Source organism: Pseudomonas sp. Z3-8 (assembly GCF_051131975.1).
Classification (GTDB): Bacteria; Pseudomonadota; Gammaproteobacteria; order Pseudomonadales; family Pseudomonadaceae; genus Aquipseudomonas.
In genome coordinates this window covers 4,879,104-4,899,706 of record NZ_CP071643.1, presented here as the reverse complement: position 1 = coordinate 4,899,706, position 20,603 = coordinate 4,879,104, and the positions used below count along the sequence as shown (strand labels likewise).

Annotated in this window: 15 protein-coding genes; 10 read left to right on the top strand and 5 right to left on the bottom strand. The window is 62.2% G+C overall.

What is annotated here, in order from left to right; translation table 11 throughout:
* Positions 1-179 precede the first annotated feature (179 nt).
* The 4 genes from J3P94_RS22435 to J3P94_RS22420 form a co-directional block, all read right to left on the bottom strand.
* Positions 180-3,026 (bottom strand): valine--tRNA ligase, encoded by a 2,847-nt coding sequence (locus tag J3P94_RS22435; RefSeq protein ID WP_434569700.1) that lies wholly within the window; start codon positions 3,024-3,026, stop codon positions 180-182.
* 240 nt (positions 3,027-3,266) lie between these two features.
* Positions 3,267-3,632, bottom strand: a complete 366-nt coding sequence (locus tag J3P94_RS22430; protein WP_305496568.1) for a DNA polymerase III subunit chi — start codon at positions 3,630-3,632, stop codon at positions 3,267-3,269.
* Between the two features lie 7 nt (positions 3,633-3,639).
* Positions 3,640-4,068, bottom strand: a complete 429-nt coding sequence (locus J3P94_RS22425; protein ID WP_305496566.1) for a DNA polymerase III subunit chi — start codon at positions 4,066-4,068, stop codon at positions 3,640-3,642.
* 58 nt (positions 4,069-4,126) lie between these two features.
* On the bottom strand, positions 4,127-5,617 hold the full coding sequence (locus J3P94_RS22420) for a leucyl aminopeptidase (protein ID WP_434569699.1): 1,491 nt from the start codon (positions 5,615-5,617) through the stop codon (positions 4,127-4,129).
* 316 nt (positions 5,618-5,933) lie between these two features.
* Between J3P94_RS22420 and lptF the strand changes: the two genes are divergently transcribed.
* The 8 genes from lptF to pdxJ all read left to right on the top strand — a co-directional run bounded on the left by lptF (position 5,934) and on the right by pdxJ (position 14,424).
* Entirely contained in the window at positions 5,934-7,055 is a 1,122-nt protein-coding gene (gene lptF / locus J3P94_RS22415) for an LPS export ABC transporter permease LptF (RefSeq protein WP_305496562.1), read from the top strand.
* The gene (lptG, locus tag J3P94_RS22410) at positions 7,048-8,109 is read left to right on the top strand and encodes an LPS export ABC transporter permease LptG (RefSeq protein ID WP_434569698.1); all 1,062 of its coding nucleotides are present in this window, start codon (positions 7,048-7,050) and stop codon (positions 8,107-8,109) included. The genes lptF and lptG overlap by 8 nt, the downstream gene beginning before the upstream one ends.
* A gap of 236 nt (positions 8,110-8,345) precedes the next feature.
* Positions 8,346-10,145 (top strand): translation elongation factor 4, encoded by a 1,800-nt coding sequence (lepA, locus tag J3P94_RS22405; RefSeq protein ID WP_053124835.1) that lies wholly within the window; start codon positions 8,346-8,348, stop codon positions 10,143-10,145.
* A 5-nt stretch (positions 10,146-10,150) separates the two neighbouring features.
* Positions 10,151-11,005 (top strand): signal peptidase I, encoded by an 855-nt coding sequence (gene lepB / locus J3P94_RS22400; RefSeq protein ID WP_305496556.1) that lies wholly within the window; start codon positions 10,151-10,153, stop codon positions 11,003-11,005.
* Positions 11,006-11,189: 184 nt separating this feature from the next.
* Positions 11,190-11,879 (top strand): ribonuclease III, encoded by a 690-nt coding sequence (gene rnc, locus J3P94_RS22395; protein WP_030139612.1) that lies wholly within the window; start codon positions 11,190-11,192, stop codon positions 11,877-11,879.
* The gene (gene era / locus J3P94_RS22390) at positions 11,872-12,774 is read left to right on the top strand and encodes a GTPase Era (RefSeq protein ID WP_072345611.1); all 903 of its coding nucleotides are present in this window, start codon (positions 11,872-11,874) and stop codon (positions 12,772-12,774) included. Before rnc ends, era begins: the two co-directional genes overlap by 8 nt.
* A gap of 172 nt (positions 12,775-12,946) precedes the next feature.
* The gene (gene recO / locus J3P94_RS22385) at positions 12,947-13,630 is read left to right on the top strand and encodes a DNA repair protein RecO (protein WP_434569697.1); all 684 of its coding nucleotides are present in this window, start codon (positions 12,947-12,949) and stop codon (positions 13,628-13,630) included.
* A 50-nt stretch (positions 13,631-13,680) separates the two neighbouring features.
* The gene (gene pdxJ, locus J3P94_RS22380; protein WP_434569696.1) at positions 13,681-14,424 is read left to right on the top strand and encodes a pyridoxine 5'-phosphate synthase; all 744 of its coding nucleotides are present in this window, start codon (positions 13,681-13,683) and stop codon (positions 14,422-14,424) included.
* 181 nt (positions 14,425-14,605) lie between these two features.
* On the opposite strand, the gene mltF is transcribed toward pdxJ, so the two are convergent.
* Positions 14,606-16,066 carry a membrane-bound lytic murein transglycosylase MltF gene (mltF, locus tag J3P94_RS22375; protein ID WP_305496550.1) on the bottom strand — a complete coding sequence of 487 codons (1,461 nt, stop codon included), beginning with the start codon at positions 16,064-16,066 and terminating at the stop codon, positions 14,606-14,608.
* A gap of 287 nt (positions 16,067-16,353) precedes the next feature.
* Here mltF and purL point away from each other — a divergent pair, with 287 nt between their 5' ends.
* Positions 16,354-20,250 (top strand): phosphoribosylformylglycinamidine synthase, encoded by a 3,897-nt coding sequence (gene purL / locus J3P94_RS22370; protein ID WP_434569695.1) that lies wholly within the window; start codon positions 16,354-16,356, stop codon positions 20,248-20,250.
* 4 nt (positions 20,251-20,254) lie between these two features.
* The gene (locus tag J3P94_RS22365; protein WP_434569694.1) at positions 20,255-20,566 is read left to right on the top strand and encodes an NGG1p interacting factor NIF3; all 312 of its coding nucleotides are present in this window, start codon (positions 20,255-20,257) and stop codon (positions 20,564-20,566) included.
* Positions 20,567-20,603: the final 37 nt, after the last annotated feature.

The window sequence follows — 20,603 nt, the reverse complement described above, 5'->3', positions numbered from 1 at the left end:
GGCGAGCTTGTGTGGGAGCGAGCTTGCTCGCGATGGCTGTGTATCAGCTGGCATATAAATTGGCTGACCTGCCGCTATCGCGAGCAAGCTCGCTCCCACAGGTTCTCTATTGTCTGAAGGATGGAGCAGGCAGAAAAAAGGAGGCCACCTGGGCCTCCCTTTTCAATCACGAACCACCGTTACAGGCTGGCAATCCGCGCGTGCTGCTCGGCCAGCTTGCCCAGGGCCTGTTCGGCCTCGGCCAGTTTGGCCCGCTCCTTCTCGATGACTTCGGCCGGTGCCTTGTCGACGAAGCCGGCATTCGACAGCTTGCCGCCGACGCGCTGGACTTCGCCCTTCAGACGCAGGATTTCCTTGTCCAGGCGCGCCAGTTCGGCGGCCTTGTCGATCAGGCCGGCCATTGGCACCAGCACTTCCATCTCGCCAACCAGGGCGGTGGCTGACAGCGGTGCTTCTTCGCCCGTAGCCAGTACCGTCACCGATTCGAGTTTCGCCAGCTTCTTGAGCAGCGCTTCGTTCTCGTTGAGACGGCGCAGGTCTTCGGCGTTGGCGTTTTTCAGGAACAGGGTCAGCGGTTTGCCTGGGCCGATGTTCATTTCGGCGCGGATGTTGCGCAGGCCGAGCATGAAGGTCTTCAGCCACTCGATGTCGTCTTCGGCTGCCGGATCGATGCGGCTTTCGTTGGCCACCGGCCACGGTTGCAGCATGATCGTCTTGCCCTGGGCACCGGCCAGCGGTGCGACGCGCTGCCAGATTTCCTCGGTGATGAACGGCATGAACGGATGCGCCAGGCGCAGGGCCACTTCCAGTACGCGAACCAGGGTGCGACGGGTGCCGCGCTGGCGCTCGACCGGTGCGTTTTCGTCCCACAGTACCGGCTTGGACAGTTCCAGGTACCAGTCGCAATACTGGTTCCAGATGAACTCGTACAGCGCTTGTGCGGCCAGGTCGAAACGGAACTGGTCGAGCTGGCGGGTCACCTCGGCTTCGGTGCGTTGCAACTGCGAAATGATCCAGCGATCAGCCAGGCTCAGCTCGTAGGCTTCGCCGTTCTGGCCGCAGTCTTCGCCCTTGTCCAGCACGTAGCGCGCGGCGTTCCAGATCTTGTTGCAGAAGTTGCGATAGCCTTCGACGCGGCCCATGTCGAACTTGATGTCGCGACCGGTGGATGCCAGCGAGCAGAAGGTAAACCGCAAAGCGTCGGTGCCGTAGCTGGCGATGCCCTCGGCGAATTCTTCGCGGGTGGCCTTCTCGATCTTCTTCGCCAGTTTCGGCTGCATCAGGCCCGAGGTGCGTTTCTGCACCAGGGTTTCCAGGTCAATGCCGTCGATGATGTCCAGCGGGTCGAGGACGTTGCCCTTGGACTTGGACATCTTCTGGCCCTGGCCGTCGCGCACCAGGCCATGGACGTAGACAGTCTTGAACGGTACTTGCGGCGTGCCGTCCTCGTTTTTCACCAAGTGCATGGTCAGCATGATCATCCGGGCGACCCAGAAGAAAATGATGTCGAAGCCGGTGACGAGCACGTCGGTGGAGTGGAATTTCTTCAGGAACTCGGTCTGTTGCGGCCAGCCCAGGGTCGAGAACGTCCACAGGCCCGAACTGAACCAGGTGTCGAGAACGTCGTTGTCCTGCGCCAGCGCTACGTCCGGGCCAAGGTTGTGCTTGGCGCGGACTTCGGCTTCATCGCGACCGACGTAGACCTTGCCCGACTCGTCGTACCAGGCCGGGATGCGGTGGCCCCACCACAGCTGGCGGCTGATGCACCAATCCTGGATGTCGCGCATCCACGAGAAGTACATGTTTTCGTATTGCTTGGGCACGAACTGGATGCGGCCGTCTTCCACGGCGGCAATCGCCGGCTCGGCCAGCGGCTTGGTCGACACGTACCACTGGTCGGTCAGCCACGGCTCGATGATGGTGCCAGAGCGATCGCCTTTCGGGACTTTCAGCCCATGGTCGTCAACGCTGACCAGTAGGCCGGCGGCGTCGAATGCGGCAACGATCTGCTTGCGCGCTTCAAAACGGTCCAGGCCGGCGTATTCGGCCGGGATCTGGCCGTCGACGCTTTCGTTCAGCGTGCCGTCGAGGTTGAATGCCTGGGCGGCCGGCAAGACATTCGCGTTCTTGTCGAAGATGTTCAACAGCGGCAGGTTGTGGCGCTTGCCGACTTCGTAGTCGTTGAAATCGTGGGCCGGGGTGATTTTCACGCAACCGGTGCCGAATTCAGGATCGCAATAGTCGTCGCCGATGATCGGGATGCGACGGCCAACCAGCGGCAGCTCGACGAACTGGCCGATCAGCGCCTGGTAGCGCTCGTCGTTCGGGTTCACCGCTACGGCGGAGTCGCCCAGCATGGTTTCCGGACGCGTGGTGGCGACGATCAGGTAATCCTTGCCTTCGGCGGTCTTGGCGCCGTCGGCCAGCGGGTACTTCAGGTTCCACAGGAAACCTTTCTCGTCGTGGTTCTCCACTTCGAGGTCGGAAATCGCCGTGTGCAACTTGGTGTCCCAGTTGACCAGGCGCTTGCCGCGATAGATCAGCCCGTCTTCATGCAGGCGCACGAAGGCTTCCTTGACCGCTTCGGACAGGCCGTCGTCCATGGTGAAGCGCTCGCGGCTCCAGTCGACGGACGAGCCGAGGCGACGAATCTGACGGCTGATGTTGCCGCCGGATTCGTCTTTCCATTCCCAGACTTTCTCGAGGAATTTCTCGCGACCCAGGTCATGGCGATTCTGGCCTTGGGCTTCGAGGCGACGTTCCACCAGCATTTGCGTGGCGATACCGGCGTGGTCGGTGCCCGGCTGCCACAAGGTGTTGCGGCCTTGCATGCGACGGAAACGGATCAGGGCGTCCATGATCGCGTTGTTGAAGCCATGGCCCATGTGCAGGCTGCCGGTGACGTTCGGCGGCGGGATCATGATGGTGTAGGAATCGCCCGCGCCTTGCGGAGCGAAATAATTCTCGGACTCCCAGGTGTTGTACCAGGAAGTTTCAATGGCGTGCGGCTGGTAGGTCTTATCCATGCGCGGCGGGACCCTATTGGCATTTATTCAGGAAAAGCCGGGAAGTATAGCGGGCGGGGCGGGTGCAAGCCACAGGCTGCGAGCTGGAAGCTTGGCAGAAGGCTTGTGGGCGCAACCGAACAATGTGGGAGCGAGCTTGCTCGCGATAGCGGTAGATCGGCAACATTGATGTTGACTGACACACCGCTATCGCGAGCAAGCTCGCTCCCACAAGGTGTTCGGTGATCAGTAGATCCGGGATTACTCGTACTGGCTCAACAACCGCTCCATACGCGCATCCAGCCGGCGTTTGATCTCGGTTTCGATGTGCGGGGCGAAATCGTCGATCACGTCTTGCAGGATCAGTTGGGCGGCGGCGCGCAATTCCTGGTCCAGATGCAACAGGGCGTCGGGGCCTTTTGGTTCGGCCTTCGGGGCTGGCTTGGGTTCGGGCTGGCCGGTGATCGGTTCGAACAGCAGCGGAATCTGCTCGTCATGCACGGCTTCGTGTTCCACCGTGTCGGTCAACAGCGGTGGCTGCAGGGTGTCGTCACCGAGCAGTTGGCGGATCGACTCGAGGTCATCCAGCAGGTGAGCAGGTTTTTGCGGCGGTTTTGGAGTGTCCATCGTAGGCTCAGAGTCGCTGTAAACGGTGGTCTTGCAGAGCATAGCCCTGTTCGCGGTAGAAACGGAAACTCTCCCGCGCGGCTTGCCGGATGGCCGGGTCTTCAACCACGACTTCCGCCACGCGGGCGAAACGCTGGGCAAACGCCGGCACTTTCAGGTCGAGATTGACCAGCAGGTCCTGATGCTGACCGCAGTCTTCCCCCAGCCCGAGCACGATCAGCCCTTCGGGTTCGCTTTCGGCCGGACCGTGGGGCACGAAACTCTCGCCCTTGAACGCCCACAGTCGCGCGTCCAGGTCTTCGCGCTGAGCGGCATCGCTGCAATGCAGATAGATGCGATGGCCCATGCGCCAGGCTTTCTCGGTGAGCTTGCAGGCGAAATCCAGTCGCGCCGAGGGATCGGCGCTGGGCAGGATGTAGAAGTCGACTTTGGTCATTGCGTTCCTTGAATCGCCGAGGCGTCACCCGAGGGCGACGCACCGGCGATCATCGGTGTCAGGCCTTGGCGCGGTCCAGCAGGTACTGGGTCAACAGGGGTACCGGACGGCCAGTGGCGCCCTTGTCCTTGCCGCCGCTGGTCCAGGCCGTGCCGGCGATGTCCAGGTGCGCCCAGTTCAGGTTCTTGGTGAAGCGCGACAGGAAGCACGCTGCGGTGATGGTCCCGGCTTTCGGGCCGCCGATGTTGGCGATGTCGGCGAACGGGCTGTCCAGCTGTTCCTGGTACTCATCGAACAGCGGCAACTGCCAGGCGCGATCGTCGGCCTGCTGGCCGGCGCTGAGCAGTTGGCTGATCAGCTCGTCATTGTTGCCCAGCAGGCCCGAGGTATGGGCGCCCAGGGCGACGACGCAGGCGCCAGTCAGCGTGGCGATGTCGATCACCGCTTGCGGCTTGAAGCGTTCGGAATAGGTGAGGGCGTCGCACAGCACCAGACGGCCTTCGGCATCGGTGTTGAGGATTTCCACGGTCTGGCCGCTCATGGTGGTGACGATGTCGCCCGGGCGCGAAGCCGTGCCGCTGGGCATGTTCTCGGCGCAGGCGAGGATGCAGACCAGGTTGATCGGCAATTGCAGCTCGAGCACGGCGCGCAGGGTGCCGAACACGCTGGCGGCGCCGCCCATGTCGTATTTCATTTCATCCATGCCGGCGCCGGGCTTGAGGCTGATGCCGCCGGTGTCGAAAGTGATGCCCTTGCCCACCAGGGCGTACGGCTTCTCGGATTTCTTGCCGCCGTTGTATTGCATCACGATCAGGCGTGGCGGCTGGGCGCTGCCCTGGCCGACGGCATAGAACGAACCCATGCCCAGGTCCTTGATTTTTTTCTCGTCGAAGACCTCGACCTTCAGACCCTTGAATTCCTTGCCCAGTGCCTTGGCCTGTTCACCCATGAAGGTCGGGTGGCAGATGTTCGGCGGCAGGTTGCCCAGGTCGCGGGTGAAGGCCATGCCGTTGGCGATCGCGGTGGCGTGGGTCACGGCGCGCTGGACTTCGGCCTGGGCGGCCTTGATGGTCAGCAGGGTGATTTTTTTAAGTGCACGGGGTTCGGCTTTCTGGCTCTTGAACTGATCGAACTGGTATTCGCCATCCACCAGGGTCTCGGCCAGCAGGCGATTCTTGCCGTAGCTGTCGCGGCCTTTTACAACCAGTTCGTCCAAGGCCAGCACGGCGTCGCCACCGCCCAGGTTTTTCAGGGTGCCCAAGACGCCGGCAATGATCTTGCGAAACGGACGGTCGCCCAGTTCAGCGTCCTTGCCAACGCCCACCAGCAACACGCGCTCGGCCTTGAGGTTGGGGAGGCTGTGCAGCAGCAGGCTCTGGCCGACCTTGCCGGCCAGGTCGCCGCGCTTGAGTACGGCGCTGATGGCGCCGCCGCTCAAGGCGTCGAGCTGGGTGGCGACGACGCCGAGCTGGCGGTTCTCACCAACGGCAACCACCAGCGTGGCAGTCTTCAACGTTTCTGGGCTGACGCTTTTTACAACCAGTTCCATGTCCGGATCCTTGAGTCAATGGTCAAGAGGCCAGGCGCCGCGACGACAGTGGCGCGCTGAACAGCTGTCTTCTATATAAAAGAAGCGCCGGAGCTTGCCGGCGACAAAGGCCGCAGTTTGAACCCCGGCGCCCGAAGCTGACAACCCTCGCAACGGTTAACTTTTTTGGCTGGGGAGCGTCTGCTTAAAGCATGCGCAGTGACAGGCGCCTCCAATCACAGGATAATGCGGCTCTTTTTTCGGCTGCTCGCAGTATGCGTCGGCTCGATACGTTTCTTGTTTGGCCGCCTAGCCTGACAATCGTGGAGTGTCTGGTTTGATCGTCTTCCGTTATCTATCCCGCGAAGTCCTGCTGACCCTGAGCGCGGTCAGTGCCGTGCTGCTGGTCATCATCATGAGCGGGCGCTTCATCAAGTACCTTGCCCAGGCGGCTTCGGGCGCCCTCGATCCGGGCTCGCTGTTCCTGATCATGGGGTTCCGCCTGCCGGGCTTCCTGCAACTGATCCTGCCGCTGGGATTGTTCCTCGGGATCCTGCTGGCCTACGGTCGCCTGTACCTGGACAGTGAAATGACCGTGCTGTCGGCCACCGGCATGAGCCAGCAGCGTCTGTTTCGCATCACTCTGTTCCCGGCCACATTGGTGGCGCTGGTGGTGGCCTGGCTGAGCCTGAGCCTGTCGCCCCAGGGCGCCAACCAGTTCCAGCTGCTGATCAACCAGCAGGACGCCATGACCGAATTCGACACCCTGGTGCCGGGGCGCTTCCAGGCCCTGCGTGACGGGACGCGTGTCACCTACACCGAACAATTGTCGGACGACCGGGTCAACCTCGGCGGCGTCTTCATCACCCAGAAAAATATCTCATCGGACACCAAGAAGGACCGCGGGATTTCCGTGCTGGTGGCTGAAAAGGGCCGCCAGGAAATCAACCCCGACGGCAACCGCTACCTGATCCTGGAAAACGGCTATCGCTACGATGGCACCCCGGGGCAGGCCGATTATCGGGCGATCAAGTACGACACCTACGGTGTGCTGCTGCCCAAGCCCGATGTCAGCGATGAAGTCACCGACCGCGATGCCATGCCTACCGCCAGCCTGCTGGGCAGTGACGACATCCGCGCCCGTACCGAACTGCAATGGCGCCTGTCGCTGCCGTTGCTGGTGTTCATCGTGACCCTCATGGCGGTCCCGCTGTCGCGGGTCAATCCGCGCCAGGGTCGTTTCCTCAAGCTGCTGCCGGCGATTCTTTTGTATATGGCCTACCTGACCATCCTGATTTCCGCCCGCAGTGCCCTGGAGAAAGGCAAGATCCCGCCGGCCCTGGGCCTGTGGTGGGTGCATTCGATCTTCCTGGTCATTGGCCTGGGCTTGCTCTATTGGGAGCCGTTGCGCTTGAAGCTGGCCAGTCGTCGCAGCGCGCTGGAGGTGGCCCGTGGTTAAACTCGACCGCTATATCGGCAGCAGCGTGTTCATGGCGATCCTCGCGGTGCTGGGGATTATTCTTGGCCTGGCGACCCTGTTCGCGTTCATCGACGAGATGGGCGATGTCAGCGATACCTATACATTGCTGGACGTGGCGAGCTACGTGTTGCTGACGGCACCACGGCGCCTGTACGACATGTTGCCGATGGCTGCGCTGATCGGTTGCCTGATCGGCCTGGGGAGCCTGGCGAGCAACAGCGAACTGACCATCATGCGCGCCGCCGGCGTCTCCATCGGCCGCATCGTGTGGGCGGTGATGAAACCGATGCTGGTGCTGATGCTGGTCGGGCTGCTGGTCGGCGAGTACGTCGCGCCGGCCACCGAGAACACCGCCCAGGCCAATCGCTCCCTGGCCCAGGGCGGCGGTGATGCCCAAAGCGCCAAGCATGGCTTGTGGCACCGCCAGGGTGACGAGTTCATCCACATCAACTCGGTCCAGCCTAACGGCACGCTGTACGGCGTGACCCGGTATCGCTTCGACGACGAGCGGCACCTGCTGTCGTCGAGCTTCGCCAAACGCGCCAATTTCGCCGAGGATCACTGGCAACTGACCGACGTCACCACCACCTTGTTCCATGACAAGCGCACCGAGGTGGTCGCCGCTCCGCAGGAACGTTGGGACGTGCAGATCAGCCCGCAGTTGCTCAGCACCGTCGTGATGGCGCCGGAGTCGCTTTCGATCACCGGTTTGTGGGGTTACATCCACTATCTGGCGGACCAGGGCCTGAACAATGGCCGATACTGGCTGGCATTTTGGGTCAAAGTGTTGCAGCCGCTGGTCACTGCCGCCCTGGTGTTGATGGCGATTTCCTTCATCTTTGGTCCGCTGCGCTCGGTGACCCTCGGCCAGCGCGTCTTCACCGGTGTGCTGGTGGGCTTCACCTTCCGTATCGCCCAGGACCTGCTGGGGCCATCGAGCCTGGTGTTCGGTTTCTCGCCGCTGCTCGCGGTGCTGGTGCCGGCCACGGTCTGCGCGCTGGCCGGGCTCTGGCTGCTGCGCCGGGCGGGTTGATCCATTTTATTGTGGCGGGGGGAGCTTCTGTGGCGAGGGAGCTTGCTCCCGCTGGACTGCGCAGCAGTCCCCTGCAGCCTGCCCCACACATCGCCGTGGCGCATAATCGAGGGGCCGCTTCGCAGCCCAGCGGGAGCAAGCTCCCTCGCCACACGTGACGCTTGCACGATGGATCAGGTACAATTCCCGGCTATTTTTCGGCGGGCCTTGCCTGCAGCCTTTTTGAGTGTTGATCCGTGAGTGATTTGAGTCATATCCGCAATTTCTCCATCATCGCCCACATTGACCATGGCAAGTCGACGCTGGCTGATCGCTTCATCCAGATGTGCGGCGGTCTGGCCGAGCGTGAAATGGAAGCCCAGGTCCTGGACTCCATGGACCTCGAGCGTGAGCGCGGGATCACCATCAAGGCCCATAGCGTTACCCTCTATTACAAGGCTCGCGACGGCGTCACCTACCAGCTCAACTTCATCGACACCCCCGGCCACGTCGACTTCACCTATGAAGTCAGCCGGTCGCTGGCGGCCTGCGAAGGCGCGCTGTTGGTTGTCGATGCCGGCCAGGGCGTCGAGGCCCAGTCGGTCGCCAACTGCTACACGGCCATCGAGCAGGGCCTGGAAGTCATGCCGGTGCTGAACAAGATCGACCTGCCCCAGGCCGATCCGGACCGCGTGAAAGAAGAAATCGAGAAAATCATCGGCATCGACGCCACCGACGCGGTCACTTGCAGCGCCAAGACCGGCCTGGGCGTGGATGAAGTGCTCGAGCGCCTGGTCACTACCATTCCGGCGCCGACCGGCAATATCGAAGATCCGCTGCAAGCGTTGATCATCGACTCGTGGTTCGACAACTACCTGGGCGTGGTCTCCCTGGTTCGCGTGCGCCATGGCCGCGTGAAGAAGGGCGACAAGATCCTGGTCAAGTCCACCGGCAAGATCCACCTGGTGGACAGCGTCGGTGTGTTCAACCCGAAACACACGGCCACCGTCGACCTGAAGGCTGGCGAAGTCGGTTTTATCATCGCCGGCATCAAGGACATCCATGGTGCACCGGTCGGCGACACCCTGACCTTGAGCTCGACCCCCGACGTCGACGTGCTGCCGGGCTTCAAGCGCATCCAGCCGCAGGTTTATGCGGGCCTGTTCCCGGTCAGCTCCGACGACTTCGAGGATTTCCGCGAAGCGCTGCAGAAGCTGACCCTGAACGACTCGTCCCTGCAGTACACCCCGGAAAGCTCCGACGCCCTGGGCTTCGGCTTCCGCTGCGGGTTCCTCGGCATGCTGCACATGGAAATCATCCAGGAGCGCCTGGAGCGCGAATACGACCTGGACCTGATCACCACGGCGCCGACGGTGATCTTCGAGCTGCTGCTCAAGAACGGCGAGACCATCTACGTCGACAACCCGTCCAAGCTGCCGGACCTGTCGGCCATCGAGGACATGCGCGAGCCAATCGTGCGGGCGAATATCCTTGTGCCTCAGGAACACCTGGGCAACGTCATTACCCTGTGCATCGAGAAGCGTGGCGTGCAACACGACATGCTGTTCCTCGGCACGCAGGTCCAGGTGACCTACGACTTGCCGATGAACGAAGTGGTGCTGGACTTCTTCGACCGCCTGAAATCCACCAGCCGCGGCTATGCTTCGCTGGACTATCATTTCGATCGTTACCAATCGGCTAATCTGGTGAAGCTGGATGTGTTGATCAACGGCGAGAAAGTCGATGCCCTGGCATTGATCGTGCACCGTGACAACGCGCACTACAAAGGTCGCGCGTTGACCGAGAAGATGAAGGAGCTGATTCCGCGGCAGATGTTCGACGTGGCAATCCAGGCCGCCATTGGCGGGCAGATTGTGGCGCGCACAACCGTCAAGGCACTCAGAAAGAACGTATTGGCCAAATGCTACGGCGGCGACGTCAGCCGTAAGCGCAAGCTGTTGGAAAAGCAGAAGGCCGGTAAAAAACGCATGAAGCAGGTCGGTAACGTGGAAATTCCACAGGAAGCCTTCCTTGCGGTGCTCAGGTTGGATAGTTAGGTCCTATGTCGCTAAATTTCCCGCTGTTGCTGGTGATCGCCGTGTTCGTCTGCGGCCTGTTGGCGTTGCTTGATCTGTTGTTCCTGGCGCCTCGGCGTCGGGCCGCCATTGCCTCATATCAGGGCAGCGTCAGCCAGCCTGATGGTGTGGTCATCGAAAAGCTCAACAAGGAACCGCTGCTGGTCGAATACGGCAAGTCGTTCTTCCCGGTGCTGTTCATCGTCCTCGTGCTGCGCTCGTTTCTTGTGGAGCCGTTCCAGATCCCGTCCGGCTCGATGAAGCCGACCCTGGACGTGGGCGACTTCATCCTGGTGAACAAGTTTTCCTACGGGATCCGGCTGCCGGTGATCGACAAGAAAGTCATCGAGATCGGCGACCCGCAACGGGGTGATGTCATGGTGTTCCGCTTCCCGAGCGACCCGAACGTCAACTACATCAAGCGTGTGGTCGGCCTGCCGGGCGACAGGATTCGCTACACCGCCGACAAGCGTCTGTTCGTCAACGGCGAACTGGTGGCTGAGCAGTTGATCGGCTCCGAACCGGGCACGCTGGGCAGCGCCGAGCTCTACAAGGAAAAACTCGGCGAGGCGGAACACCTGATCCGCAAGGAAATGAGCCGCTACCGCGCCACGCCGGACCATTCGTGGACCGTGCCGGCCGGGCACTATTTCATGATGGGCGACAACCGCGACAATTCCAACGACAGCCGCTACTGGGATGATCCGAACATTCCCAGGGACATGCTGGGCATGGTCCCCGACCGCAACATCGTCGGCAAGGCCTTTGCGGTCTGGATGAGCTGGCCGGAACCCAAACTCAGTCACCTGCCGAATTTCTCGCGGGTTGGCCTGATCAAGTAATCACACACGGCGCTGTTGAACACAGCGCCGAATGCATTTCTGGAGCCTGCACAAGGCTGCCCGAAGGCATGAAGCCAACGATAGTCAGGACGTCATTTTTGAACACAGCGTTAATTGTCCCAAGCCAACGGCGCTCAGCCGCCGTGGCGGTGGAATCCAGCCACGAACTCAGCGTGGGTAAACCGTGAGCGTTTCTCTAAGCCGTCTCGAGCGTCAGCTCGGCTACACTTTCAAGGATCAGGAGCTGATGCTCCTGGCCCTGACTCACCGCAGTTTTGCCGGGCGCAACAACGAACGCCTGGAATTCCTCGGCGATGCCATCCTCAACTTCGTGGCCGGCGAGGCGTTGTTCGAACGCTTCCCCCTGGCGCGGGAAGGCCAGTTGTCGCGTTTGCGTGCACGGTTGGTAAAAGGTGAGACCCTGGCGGTACTGGCCCGTGGTTTTGACCTGGGCGATTACCTGCGCCTGGGCTCCGGCGAGTTGAAAAGTGGCGGTTTTCGTCGCGAATCGATCCTGGCCGATGCCCTGGAAGCGCTGATTGGCGCGATCTATCTGGATTCCGGCATGGAAATGGCCCGCGAGCGCGTGCTGGCCTGGCTGACTTCCGAGATCGACAGCCTGACGCTGGTGGACACCAACAAGGATCCCAAGACGCGCTTGCAGGAATTCCTGCAGTCGCGCAGCTGCGAACTGCCGCGCTACGAAGTGGTGGATATCCAGGGTGAGCCACATTGCCGAACCTTCTTCGTCGAATGCGAAGTGGTCCTATTGAATGAAAAAAGCCGAGGCCAGGGCGTCAGCCGTCGTATTGCCGAACAGGTAGCGGCCGCTGCAGCACTGATCGCCCTGGGCGTGGAGAATGGCAATGACTGATACAACCGTCACCCGCTGCGGCTATGTCGCCATCGTTGGCCGGCCGAACGTGGGCAAGTCGACGTTGCTCAACCACATCCTCGGCCAGAAGCTGGCTATCACGTCGCGCAAGCCGCAGACCACTCGCCACAACATGCTCGGCATCAAGACCGAAGGCGCCGTCCAGGCGATCTACGTCGACACGCCCGGCATGCACAAGGGTGGCGAGAAGGCCTTGAACCGCTACATGAACAAGACGGCCTCGGCGGCGTTGAAGGACGTTGACGTGGTGATCTTCGTGGTCGACCGCACCAAGTGGACCGAAGAAGACCAGATGGTCCTCGAGCGTGTCCAGTACGTGACCGGTCCGTTGATCGTTGCGCTGAACAAGACCGACCGCATCGAAGACAAAGCCGAGCTGATGCCGCACCTGAGCTGGTTGCAGGAGCAGTTGCCGAATGCCCAGATCATCCCGATTTCAGCCCAGCACGGTCACAACCTCGACGCGCTGGAGCGGGTAATCGCCGAGCACCTGCCGGAAAACGATCACTTCTTCCCCGAAGACCAGATCACCGACCGCAGCAGCCGTTTCCTCGCCGCCGAACTGGTGCGCGAGAAAATCATGCGCCAGATGGGTGCCGAGCTGCCGTACCAGATCACGGTGGAAATCGAAGAGTTCAAGCAGCAGGGCAAGACCCTGCACATCCATGCCTTGATCCTCGTCGAGCGTGACGGCCAGAAAAAAATCATCATTGGCGACAAGGGTGAGCGCATCAAGCGCATCGGCACCGAGGCGCGCAAGGACATGGAGCTGCTGTTCGACTCCAAGATCATGCTCAACCTGTGGGTCAAGGTGAAGGGTGGCTGGTCCGACGACGAGCGGGCGCTGCGCTCGCTGGGTTACGGCGACCTCTGATTATCTGACTGGATATACCGAGAACCATTGTGGGAGCGAGCTTGCTCGCGATGAGGGGCTGATATTCAACATCTGTGTTGACTGACAGACCGCTATCGCGAGCAAGCTCGCTCCCACATTGGTTTCGGGGTCTTTATAAAATTTTGCTCGCTCATTGAGAACTGCGACTTCCATGTCTCAACCTATCGCTCAATCCGCCTACGTCCTGCATTCCCGCGCCTACCGCGAAAGCAGCGCCCTGGTGGACTTCCTCACGCCTCAAGGGCGGCTGCGGGCGGTGTTGCGGGGGGCTCGGGGCAAGGCCGGGACGCTGGCGCGGCCGTTCGTGCCGCTGGAAGTCGAGTTTCGCGGCCGGGGTGAGTTGAAGAATGTCGGGCGCATGGAAAGCAATGGCGTCGCCTCCTGGCTCAATGGCGAAGCGCTGTTCAGTGGCCTGTACCTCAACGAATTGCTGATCCGCCTGCTGCCCGCCGAAGATCCCCATCCCGCCGTGTTCGACCATTACACCGCCACGTTGCTGGCCCTGGCCGAGGGTCGACCCTTGGAGCCATTGCTGCGCTCTTTCGAATGGCGTCTGCTGGATGACCTGGGCTACGGTTTTGCCCTGGACGCCGACCTGCACGGTGATCCTATTGCGGCTGACGGTCTGTATCGCCTGCAAGTGGATGCAGGCCTGGAGCGGGTCTACCTGCTGCAACCGGGACTGTTCAACGGCGTCGAGTTGCTGGCCATGGCCGAAGCCGACTGGACAGCGCCTGGCGCGCTGGCGGCGGCCAAGCGTCTGATGCGCCAGGCCCTGGCGGTTCATTTGGGCGGCCGGCCGCTGGTCAGTCGCGAGTTGTTTCGCAAGCCCTGATCTCCCCGTATGCTGTGGGCCGAATCTCTGTCCATTCAGGAGCGCTTTTCGTGAGCACCAGCAATCGCATTCTTCTCGGCGTGAACATCGACCATGTCGCCACTCTGCGCCAGGCCCGTGGTACGCGTTACCCGGACCCGGTCAAGGCCGCGCTGGACGCCGAAGAGGCGGGCGCCGATGGCATCACCGTGCACTTGCGCGAAGACCGTCGGCACATCCAGGAACGCGACGTTCTGCTGCTCAAGGATGTACTGCAGACTCGCATGAATTTCGAAATGGGCGTGACCGAGGAAATGATGGCGTTCGCCGAACGCATCCGTCCGGCGCACATCTGCCTGGTTCCGGAGACGCGCCAGGAATTGACCACCGAAGGCGGCCTGGATGTAGCGGGGCAGGAGTCGCGGATCAGCCTGGCGGTGGAGCGCCTGTCGAAGATCGGCGCCGAGGTCTCGCTGTTCATCGATGCCGATGAACGGCAGATCGAAGCTTCCAAACGAGTCGGTGCGCCGGCCATCGAGCTGCACACCGGCCGTTACGCCGACGCCGAGACACCTACGGACGTGGCCGATGAGCTGCAGCGGGTCGCCGACGGCGTCAGCTTCGGCCTGGCCCAGGGGCTGATCGTCAATGCCGGCCATGGTCTGCATTACCACAACGTTGAAGCCGTCGCGGCCATCAAGGGCATCAACGAGCTGAACATCGGCCACGCGCTGGTAGCCCATGCGTTGTTTGTCGGGTTCAAGTCGGCTGTGTCGGAGATGAAAGCGTTGATCCTGGCGGCTGCCCGACCCTGATCCCACCGAGTAAGCACCCCAATCAAAACTGTGGGAGCGAGCTTGCTCGCGATGAGGGCCTGATATTCAACATGAATGTTGACTGACAGACCGCTATCGCGAGCAAGCTCGCTCCCACAGGGGCGCTGGGAGGACATAAAACTTGTGGATAAACCAGGCAAGACTGTGGGGAAGGCAGCTGTCAGAGCTGTGGAGATTCCTGGTTAGGCTTGCTCTTGTCCACGCCCGGTACATGCAGGTTGCCTTCGGCCACCTGGTCGCCTTCGAGCTGTGGCTGCGTCACCCATGTGAGAATGTCGTAGTAGCGACGGATGTTCGCCACGAAATGCACCGGTTCGCCGCCCCGGGCGTAGCCGTAGCGGGTCTTGCTGTACCACTGTTTCTGGGACAGGCGCGGCAGGATCTTCTTCACGTCGAGCCACTTGTTCGGGTTCAGTCCTTCCTTGGCGGCGAGCTTGCGCGCATCGTCCAAGTGACCACTGCCCACGTTGTAGGCGGCGAGGGCGAACCAGGTGCGGTCCGGCTCCTCGATGCTCTCGTCCAGCTGCTCCTTCATATAGGCCAGGTACTTGGCGCCGCCCATGATGCTCTGCTTCGGATCGAGGCGGTTGGACACACCCATGGCCTGGGCGGTGTTCTGGGTCAGCATCATCAGGCCGCGCACGCCGGTCTTGGAGGTGACCGTTGGTTGCCACAGCGATTCCTGGTAGCCGATGGCAGCCAGCAGGCGCCAGTCGACCTTTTCCTTCTTGGCGTAGGTCTTGAAGTGTTGCTCGTATTTGGGCAGGCGTTGCTGCAGATGCTGGGCGAAGGTGGTCGCGCCCATGTAGCCGAGGACGTCGACGTGCCCGTAATAGCGGTCCTTGAGGCGTTGCAGCGTGCCGTTCTTCTGCACCTTGTCGAGGTAGGCGTTGATTTCGTTGAGCAGGCTGTTGTCTTCGCCGGGGCCCACCGCCCAGCTCTGGCTGCGGGCATCGCCGAGGTCGAACGCCACGCGCACGTTAGGGAAGTACACCTGGTTCATCGCCACTTCGTTGGAATCCACCAGCGTCAGGTCGATCTGGCCTTCATCGACCATGCGCAGCAGGTCGACGACTTCAACCGCGTCGGATTCCTCGTATTCGATTCCCGGATACTGCTGTTTCAACTGCGCCAGCTGCTCCGCGTGGGAGCTGCCCTTGAGCACCATGATCTTCTTGCCCGCCAGGGCGGCCGCGTCGGTGGGGCGGGACTGGCCGTTGCGGTAGATGACCTGCGGGGTAACCTCCAGGTAGGCGTGGGAGAACCGTACCTGTTTCTTGCGCTGTTCGCTGCTGACCAGGCCCGCCGCGGCCAGCACCGGGCCATTGGGCTTGCCGACCTGGCTGAACAGGTCGTCGAGGTTGTCAGCGGTCTCGATCTTCAGCTCGACCCCCAAATCCTCGGCGAAGCGCTTCACCAGCTCGTATTCGAAGCCGGTTTCACCATTGCGATCCTGGAAGTAGGTGGCGGGGCTGTTCCGGGTAACCACCCGCAGCACGCCATCCTCCTTTACGCGCTCCAGTGTGTTGGGTTTCTCAACACAACCACTGAGCACCAGGAAGAGTCCGGTTGCGATCAGCCATCTGGCGTACCGCGGACGCAAAGCCGTTGGGGAAAACATCTGCGCAGTATACGCAAACGGCCTCGACCGCCATATATCGACAGCAAAAGGCCAGTCTGCTAGAAGTTGCAAAACGTGTCCGCAACGCAGGCGGGCCGGCGTGCGGCGGCGGTTGCGCCGGAAAAAAATAACTCCGCTGAATTATCCCAATGACGCCTGGCTGCAGCCGTCGGCGGGATGACCGACGTCCGGCTGGCATCACACGTAGCGTTTCGGGTGCCGTCGCCAGCGGTTTAGGCTAGAATGCACGGCCTCAAAGCACACCCCTTCCCGAGGCTGTCCCGAAGATGTTGATCCTGCGCGGCGCTCCTGCCCTTTCTGCCTTTCGCCACAGCAAACTTCTTGAGCAACTGAGCCAGAAAGTACCGGCTGTCAGCGGCTTGTATGCTGAATTCGCTCACTTCGCCGAAGTCACCGGCGGTTTGACCGGCGACGAACAGCAGGTGCTCGCGCGCCTTCTGAAGTACGGTCCCAGCGTTCCCGTCCAGGAACCGACCGGTCGTCTGTTTTTGGTATTGCCGCGTTTCGGCACCATTTCGCCGTGGTCGAGCAAGGCCAGCGATATTGCGCGCAATTGCGGCCTGGCGAAAATCCAGCGTCTGGAGCGCGGCATTGCTTTTTATGTCGCCGGTGAGTTCAGCGAGGCCGAGGCCCAACTGATTGCCGATGGCCTGCATGACCGCATGACCCAGCTCGTTCTGGGCAACCTGGAGCAGGCCGCCGGCCTGTTCAGCCACGCCGAACCCAAGCCGCTGACCGCTATCGACGTGCTGGGCGGTGGCCGCGCCGCGCTGGAAAAAGCCAACGCCGAGCTGGGCCTGGCCCTGGCCGAAGACGAGATCGATTACCTGGTCGACGCCTTCCAGGGCTTGCAGCGCAACCCGCACGACATCGAACTGATGATGTTCGCCCAGGCCAACTCCGAGCACTGCCGCCACAAGATCTTCAACGCCAGTTGGGACATTGACGGCCAGAGCCAGGAAAAAAGCCTGTTCGGCATGATCAAGAACACCTACCAGATGCACAACGAAGGTGTACTGTCGGCCTACAAGGACAACGCGGCGGTGATCGTCGGCAACGTTGCCGGCCGCTTCTACCCGAACCCTGAGACCCGCCAGTACGGTGCGGTCCAGGAGCCGGTGCACATCCTGATGAAGGTCGAGACCCACAACCACCCGACCGCCATCGCCCCGTTCCCGGGCGCGTCCACCGGTTCCGGTGGCGAGATCCGCGACGAAGGCGCTACCGGCCGTGGCGCCAAGCCCAAGGCCGGCCTGACCGGCTTCACCGTGTCGAACCTGCAGATCCCGGGCTTTGAACAGCCGTGGGAAAAGCCTTACGGCAAACCTGAGCGCATCGTCAACGCCCTCGACATCATGATCGAAGGCCCGCTCGGCGGGGCGGCATTCAACAACGAATTCGGCCGTCCGGCCCTGACCGGTTACTTCCGTACTTTCGAGCAGTCCATCAACACCCCGCGCGGTGAAGAGGTTCGTGGCTATCACAAGCCGATCATGCTCGCCGGCGGCATGGGCAACATCCGCGCCGAACACGTACAGAAGGGCGAGATCCTGGTCGGCTCCAAGCTGATCGTCCTCGGCGGCCCGGCCATGCTGATCGGCCTGGGCGGCGGCGCCGCTTCCTCCATGGCCACCGGGACCAGCTCGGCGGACCTGGACTTCGCCTCGGTCCAGCGCGAAAACCCGGAAATGGAACGCCGCTGCCAGGAAGTCATCGACCGTTGCTGGCAGCTGGGCGAGCAGAACCCCATCAGCTTCATCCATGACGTCGGCGCGGGCGGCCTGTCCAATGCCTTCCCGGAGCTGGTCAACGACGGCGGTCGTGGTGGTCGCTTCGAATTGCGCAACATTCCGAACGACGAGCCGGGCATGGCCCCGCACGAAATCTGGAGCAACGAATCCCAGGAACGTTACGTCCTGGCGGTCGGCCCGGCCGACTTCGAGCGCTTCAAGGCGATCTGCGAGCGTGAGCGCTGCCCGTTCGCGGTCGTCGGCGAAGCCACCGCCGAGCCGCAACTGACCGTCACCGACAGTCATTTCGGCAACAGCCCGGTGGACATGCCGCTGGAAGTGCTGCTGGGCAAAGCCCCGCGCATGCACCGTTCGGCCGTCCGCGAAGCCGAGCTGGGGGATGATTTCGATCCGTCCACCCTCGACATCGCCGACTCCATCGAGCGCGTCCTGCATCACCCGGCCGTGGCGAGCAAGAGCTTCCTGATCACCATTGGCGATCGCAGCATCACCGGCCTCGTGGCGCGCGACCAGATGGTCGGCCCATGGCAGGTGCCGGTGGCCGACGTGGCCGTGACCGCCACCAGCTTCGACGTCTACACCGGCGAAGCCATGGCCATGGGCGAACGTACCCCGCTGGCGCTGCTGGACGCTCCGGCGTCGGGCCGCATGGCGATCGGCGAGACCCTGACCAACATCGCGGCCTCGCGCATCGGCAAGATCTCCGACATCAAGCTGTCGGCCAACTGGATGTCCGCCGCCGGTCACCCGGGTGAAGACGCCCGCCTGTACGACACCGTCAAGGCTGTCGGCATGGAGCTGTGCCCTGAGCTGGGCATCACCATTCCGGTGGGCAAGGACTCCATGTCCATGGCCACCCGCTGGAACGATGAAGGCGTGGACAAGAGCGTGACCTCGCCGCTGTCGCTGATCGTGACCGGTTTCGCCCCGGTCACCGACATCCGCCAGACCCTGACCCCGCAACTGCGCATGGACAAGGGCACCACCGACCTGATCCTGATCGACCTGGGCCGTGGCCAGAACCGCATGGGCGCCTCGATCCTGGCCCAGGTGCATGGCAAGCTCGGCTCGCAAGCGCCGGACGTCGACGATGCCGAGGACTTGAAGGCGTTCTTCGCCGTGATCCAGGGCCTCAACGCCGACGGTCATCTGCTGGCCTACCATGACCGTTCCGATGGTGGCTTGCTGACCACCGTGATGGAAATGGCCTTCGCCGGCCACTGCGGCCTGAACCTGACCCTGGACAGCGTGGCCGAATCGGCCAGCGAAATCCCGGCCATCCTGTTCAACGAGGAACTCGGTGCGGTGATCCAGGTTCGCCAGGACGCCACCCCGGATATCCTCGCCCAGTTCAGCGCCGCCGGCCTGGCCGAGTGCGTCTCGGTGATCGGCCAGCCGATCAACAACGCCCACATCAACATCACCTTCAATCGCGACACCGTCTTCGAAGGCCAGCGCCGCCTGTTGCAGCGCCAGTGGGCCGAGACCAGCTACCAGATCCAGCGCCTGCGCGACAACGCCGACTGCGCCGAGCAGGAATTCGACGCGATCCTGGAAGAAGACAACCCGGGCCTGAGCGCCAAGCTCAGCTACGACGTGAACGACAACGTGGCCGCGCCTTACATCAAGAAAGGCGTTCGCCCGCAAGTGGCGGTCCTGCGCGAGCAGGGCGTCAACGGCCAGGTGGAAATGGCCGCGGCGTTCGACCGCGCCGGGTTCAACGCGATCGACGTACACATGAGCGACATCCTCGCCGGCCGTGTCGACCTGAACGACTTCAAGGGCATGGTCGCTTGCGGCGGCTTCTCCTACGGCGACGTGCTGGGTGCCGGTGAAGGCTGGGCCAAGTCGGCGCTGTTCAACAGCCGCGCCCGCGACGCGTTCCAGGGCTTCTTCGAGCGCACCGACAGCTTCACCCTCGGCGTGTGCAACGGTTGCCAGATGATGTCCAACCTGCACGAGCTGATCCCGGGCAGCGAGTTCTGGCCGCACTTCGTGCGCAACCGCTCCGAGCAGTTCGAAGCGCGCGTGGCGATGGTCCAGGTGCAGGAGTCGAACTCGATCTTCCTGCAGGGCATGGCCGGTTCGCGCATGCCGATCGCCATTGCCCACGGCGAAGGCCATGCGGAATTCGAAAGCGAAGAAGCATTGCTTGAAGCCGATCTGTCCGGTTGTGTGTCGCTGCGTTTTGTCGACAACCATGGCAAGGTCACCGAAACCTACCCGGCCAACCCGAACGGCTCGCCACGCGGGATCACCGGCCTGACCAGCCGCGACGGCCGCGTCACGATCATGATGCCGCACCCGGAGCGAGTGTTCCGCGCGGTGCAGAACTCGTGGCGTTCGGACGACTGGAACGAAGACGCGCCATGGATGCGCATGTTCCGCAACGCGCGCGTCTGGGTGAACTGAGGCGGTGTACAAGCTCTGCTTCTTCGTCCCGGCCAGCCATGTGGACGTGGTCAAAAGCGCTGTATTCGCCGCCGGTGGCGGGCGGATCGGCGACTATGACCACTGCGCCTGGCAAGTACTGGGCCTGGGCCAGTTTCGCCCCTTGGACGGCAGCCAGCCGTTTATTGGCGAGGCGGGGCAGGTCGAGCAGGTCGAGGAATGGAAGGTGGAGCTGGTAGTGGCCGACGGGTTGATCCGGCCCGTGGTGGAGGCGCTGAAACAGAGCCACCCCTACGAGACACCGGCGTATGAAGTATGGCGTTTGGAGGATCTCTGATCGTCTCTCGCTGAAATGAAAAAAACCCGCTGACTGA

What these genes read in the sequence shown, in the direction of transcription:
- J3P94_RS22420 (WP_434569699.1), bottom strand. Translation starts at nt 5,617, where the DNA reads ATGGAACTGGTTGTAAAAAGCGTCAGCCCAGAAACGTTGAAGACTGCC.
- mltF (WP_305496550.1), bottom strand. Translation starts at nt 16,066, where the DNA reads ATGTTTTCCCCAACGGCTTTGCGTCCGCGGTACGCCAGATGGCTGATC.
- J3P94_RS22430 (WP_305496568.1), bottom strand. Translation starts at nt 3,632, where the DNA reads ATGGACACTCCAAAACCGCCGCAAAAACCTGCTCACCTGCTGGATGAC.
- recO (WP_434569697.1), top strand. Translation starts at nt 12,947, where the DNA reads ATGTCTCAACCTATCGCTCAATCCGCCTACGTCCTGCATTCCCGCGCC.
- J3P94_RS22425 (WP_305496566.1), bottom strand. Translation starts at nt 4,068, where the DNA reads ATGACCAAAGTCGACTTCTACATCCTGCCCAGCGCCGATCCCTCGGCG.
- J3P94_RS22435 (WP_434569700.1), bottom strand. Translation starts at nt 3,026, where the DNA reads ATGGATAAGACCTACCAGCCGCACGCCATTGAAACTTCCTGGTACAAC.
- purL (WP_434569695.1), top strand. Translation starts at nt 16,354, where the DNA reads ATGTTGATCCTGCGCGGCGCTCCTGCCCTTTCTGCCTTTCGCCACAGC.
- lepB (WP_305496556.1), top strand. Translation starts at nt 10,151, where the DNA reads ATGTCGCTAAATTTCCCGCTGTTGCTGGTGATCGCCGTGTTCGTCTGC.
- era (WP_072345611.1), top strand. Translation starts at nt 11,872, where the DNA reads ATGACTGATACAACCGTCACCCGCTGCGGCTATGTCGCCATCGTTGGC.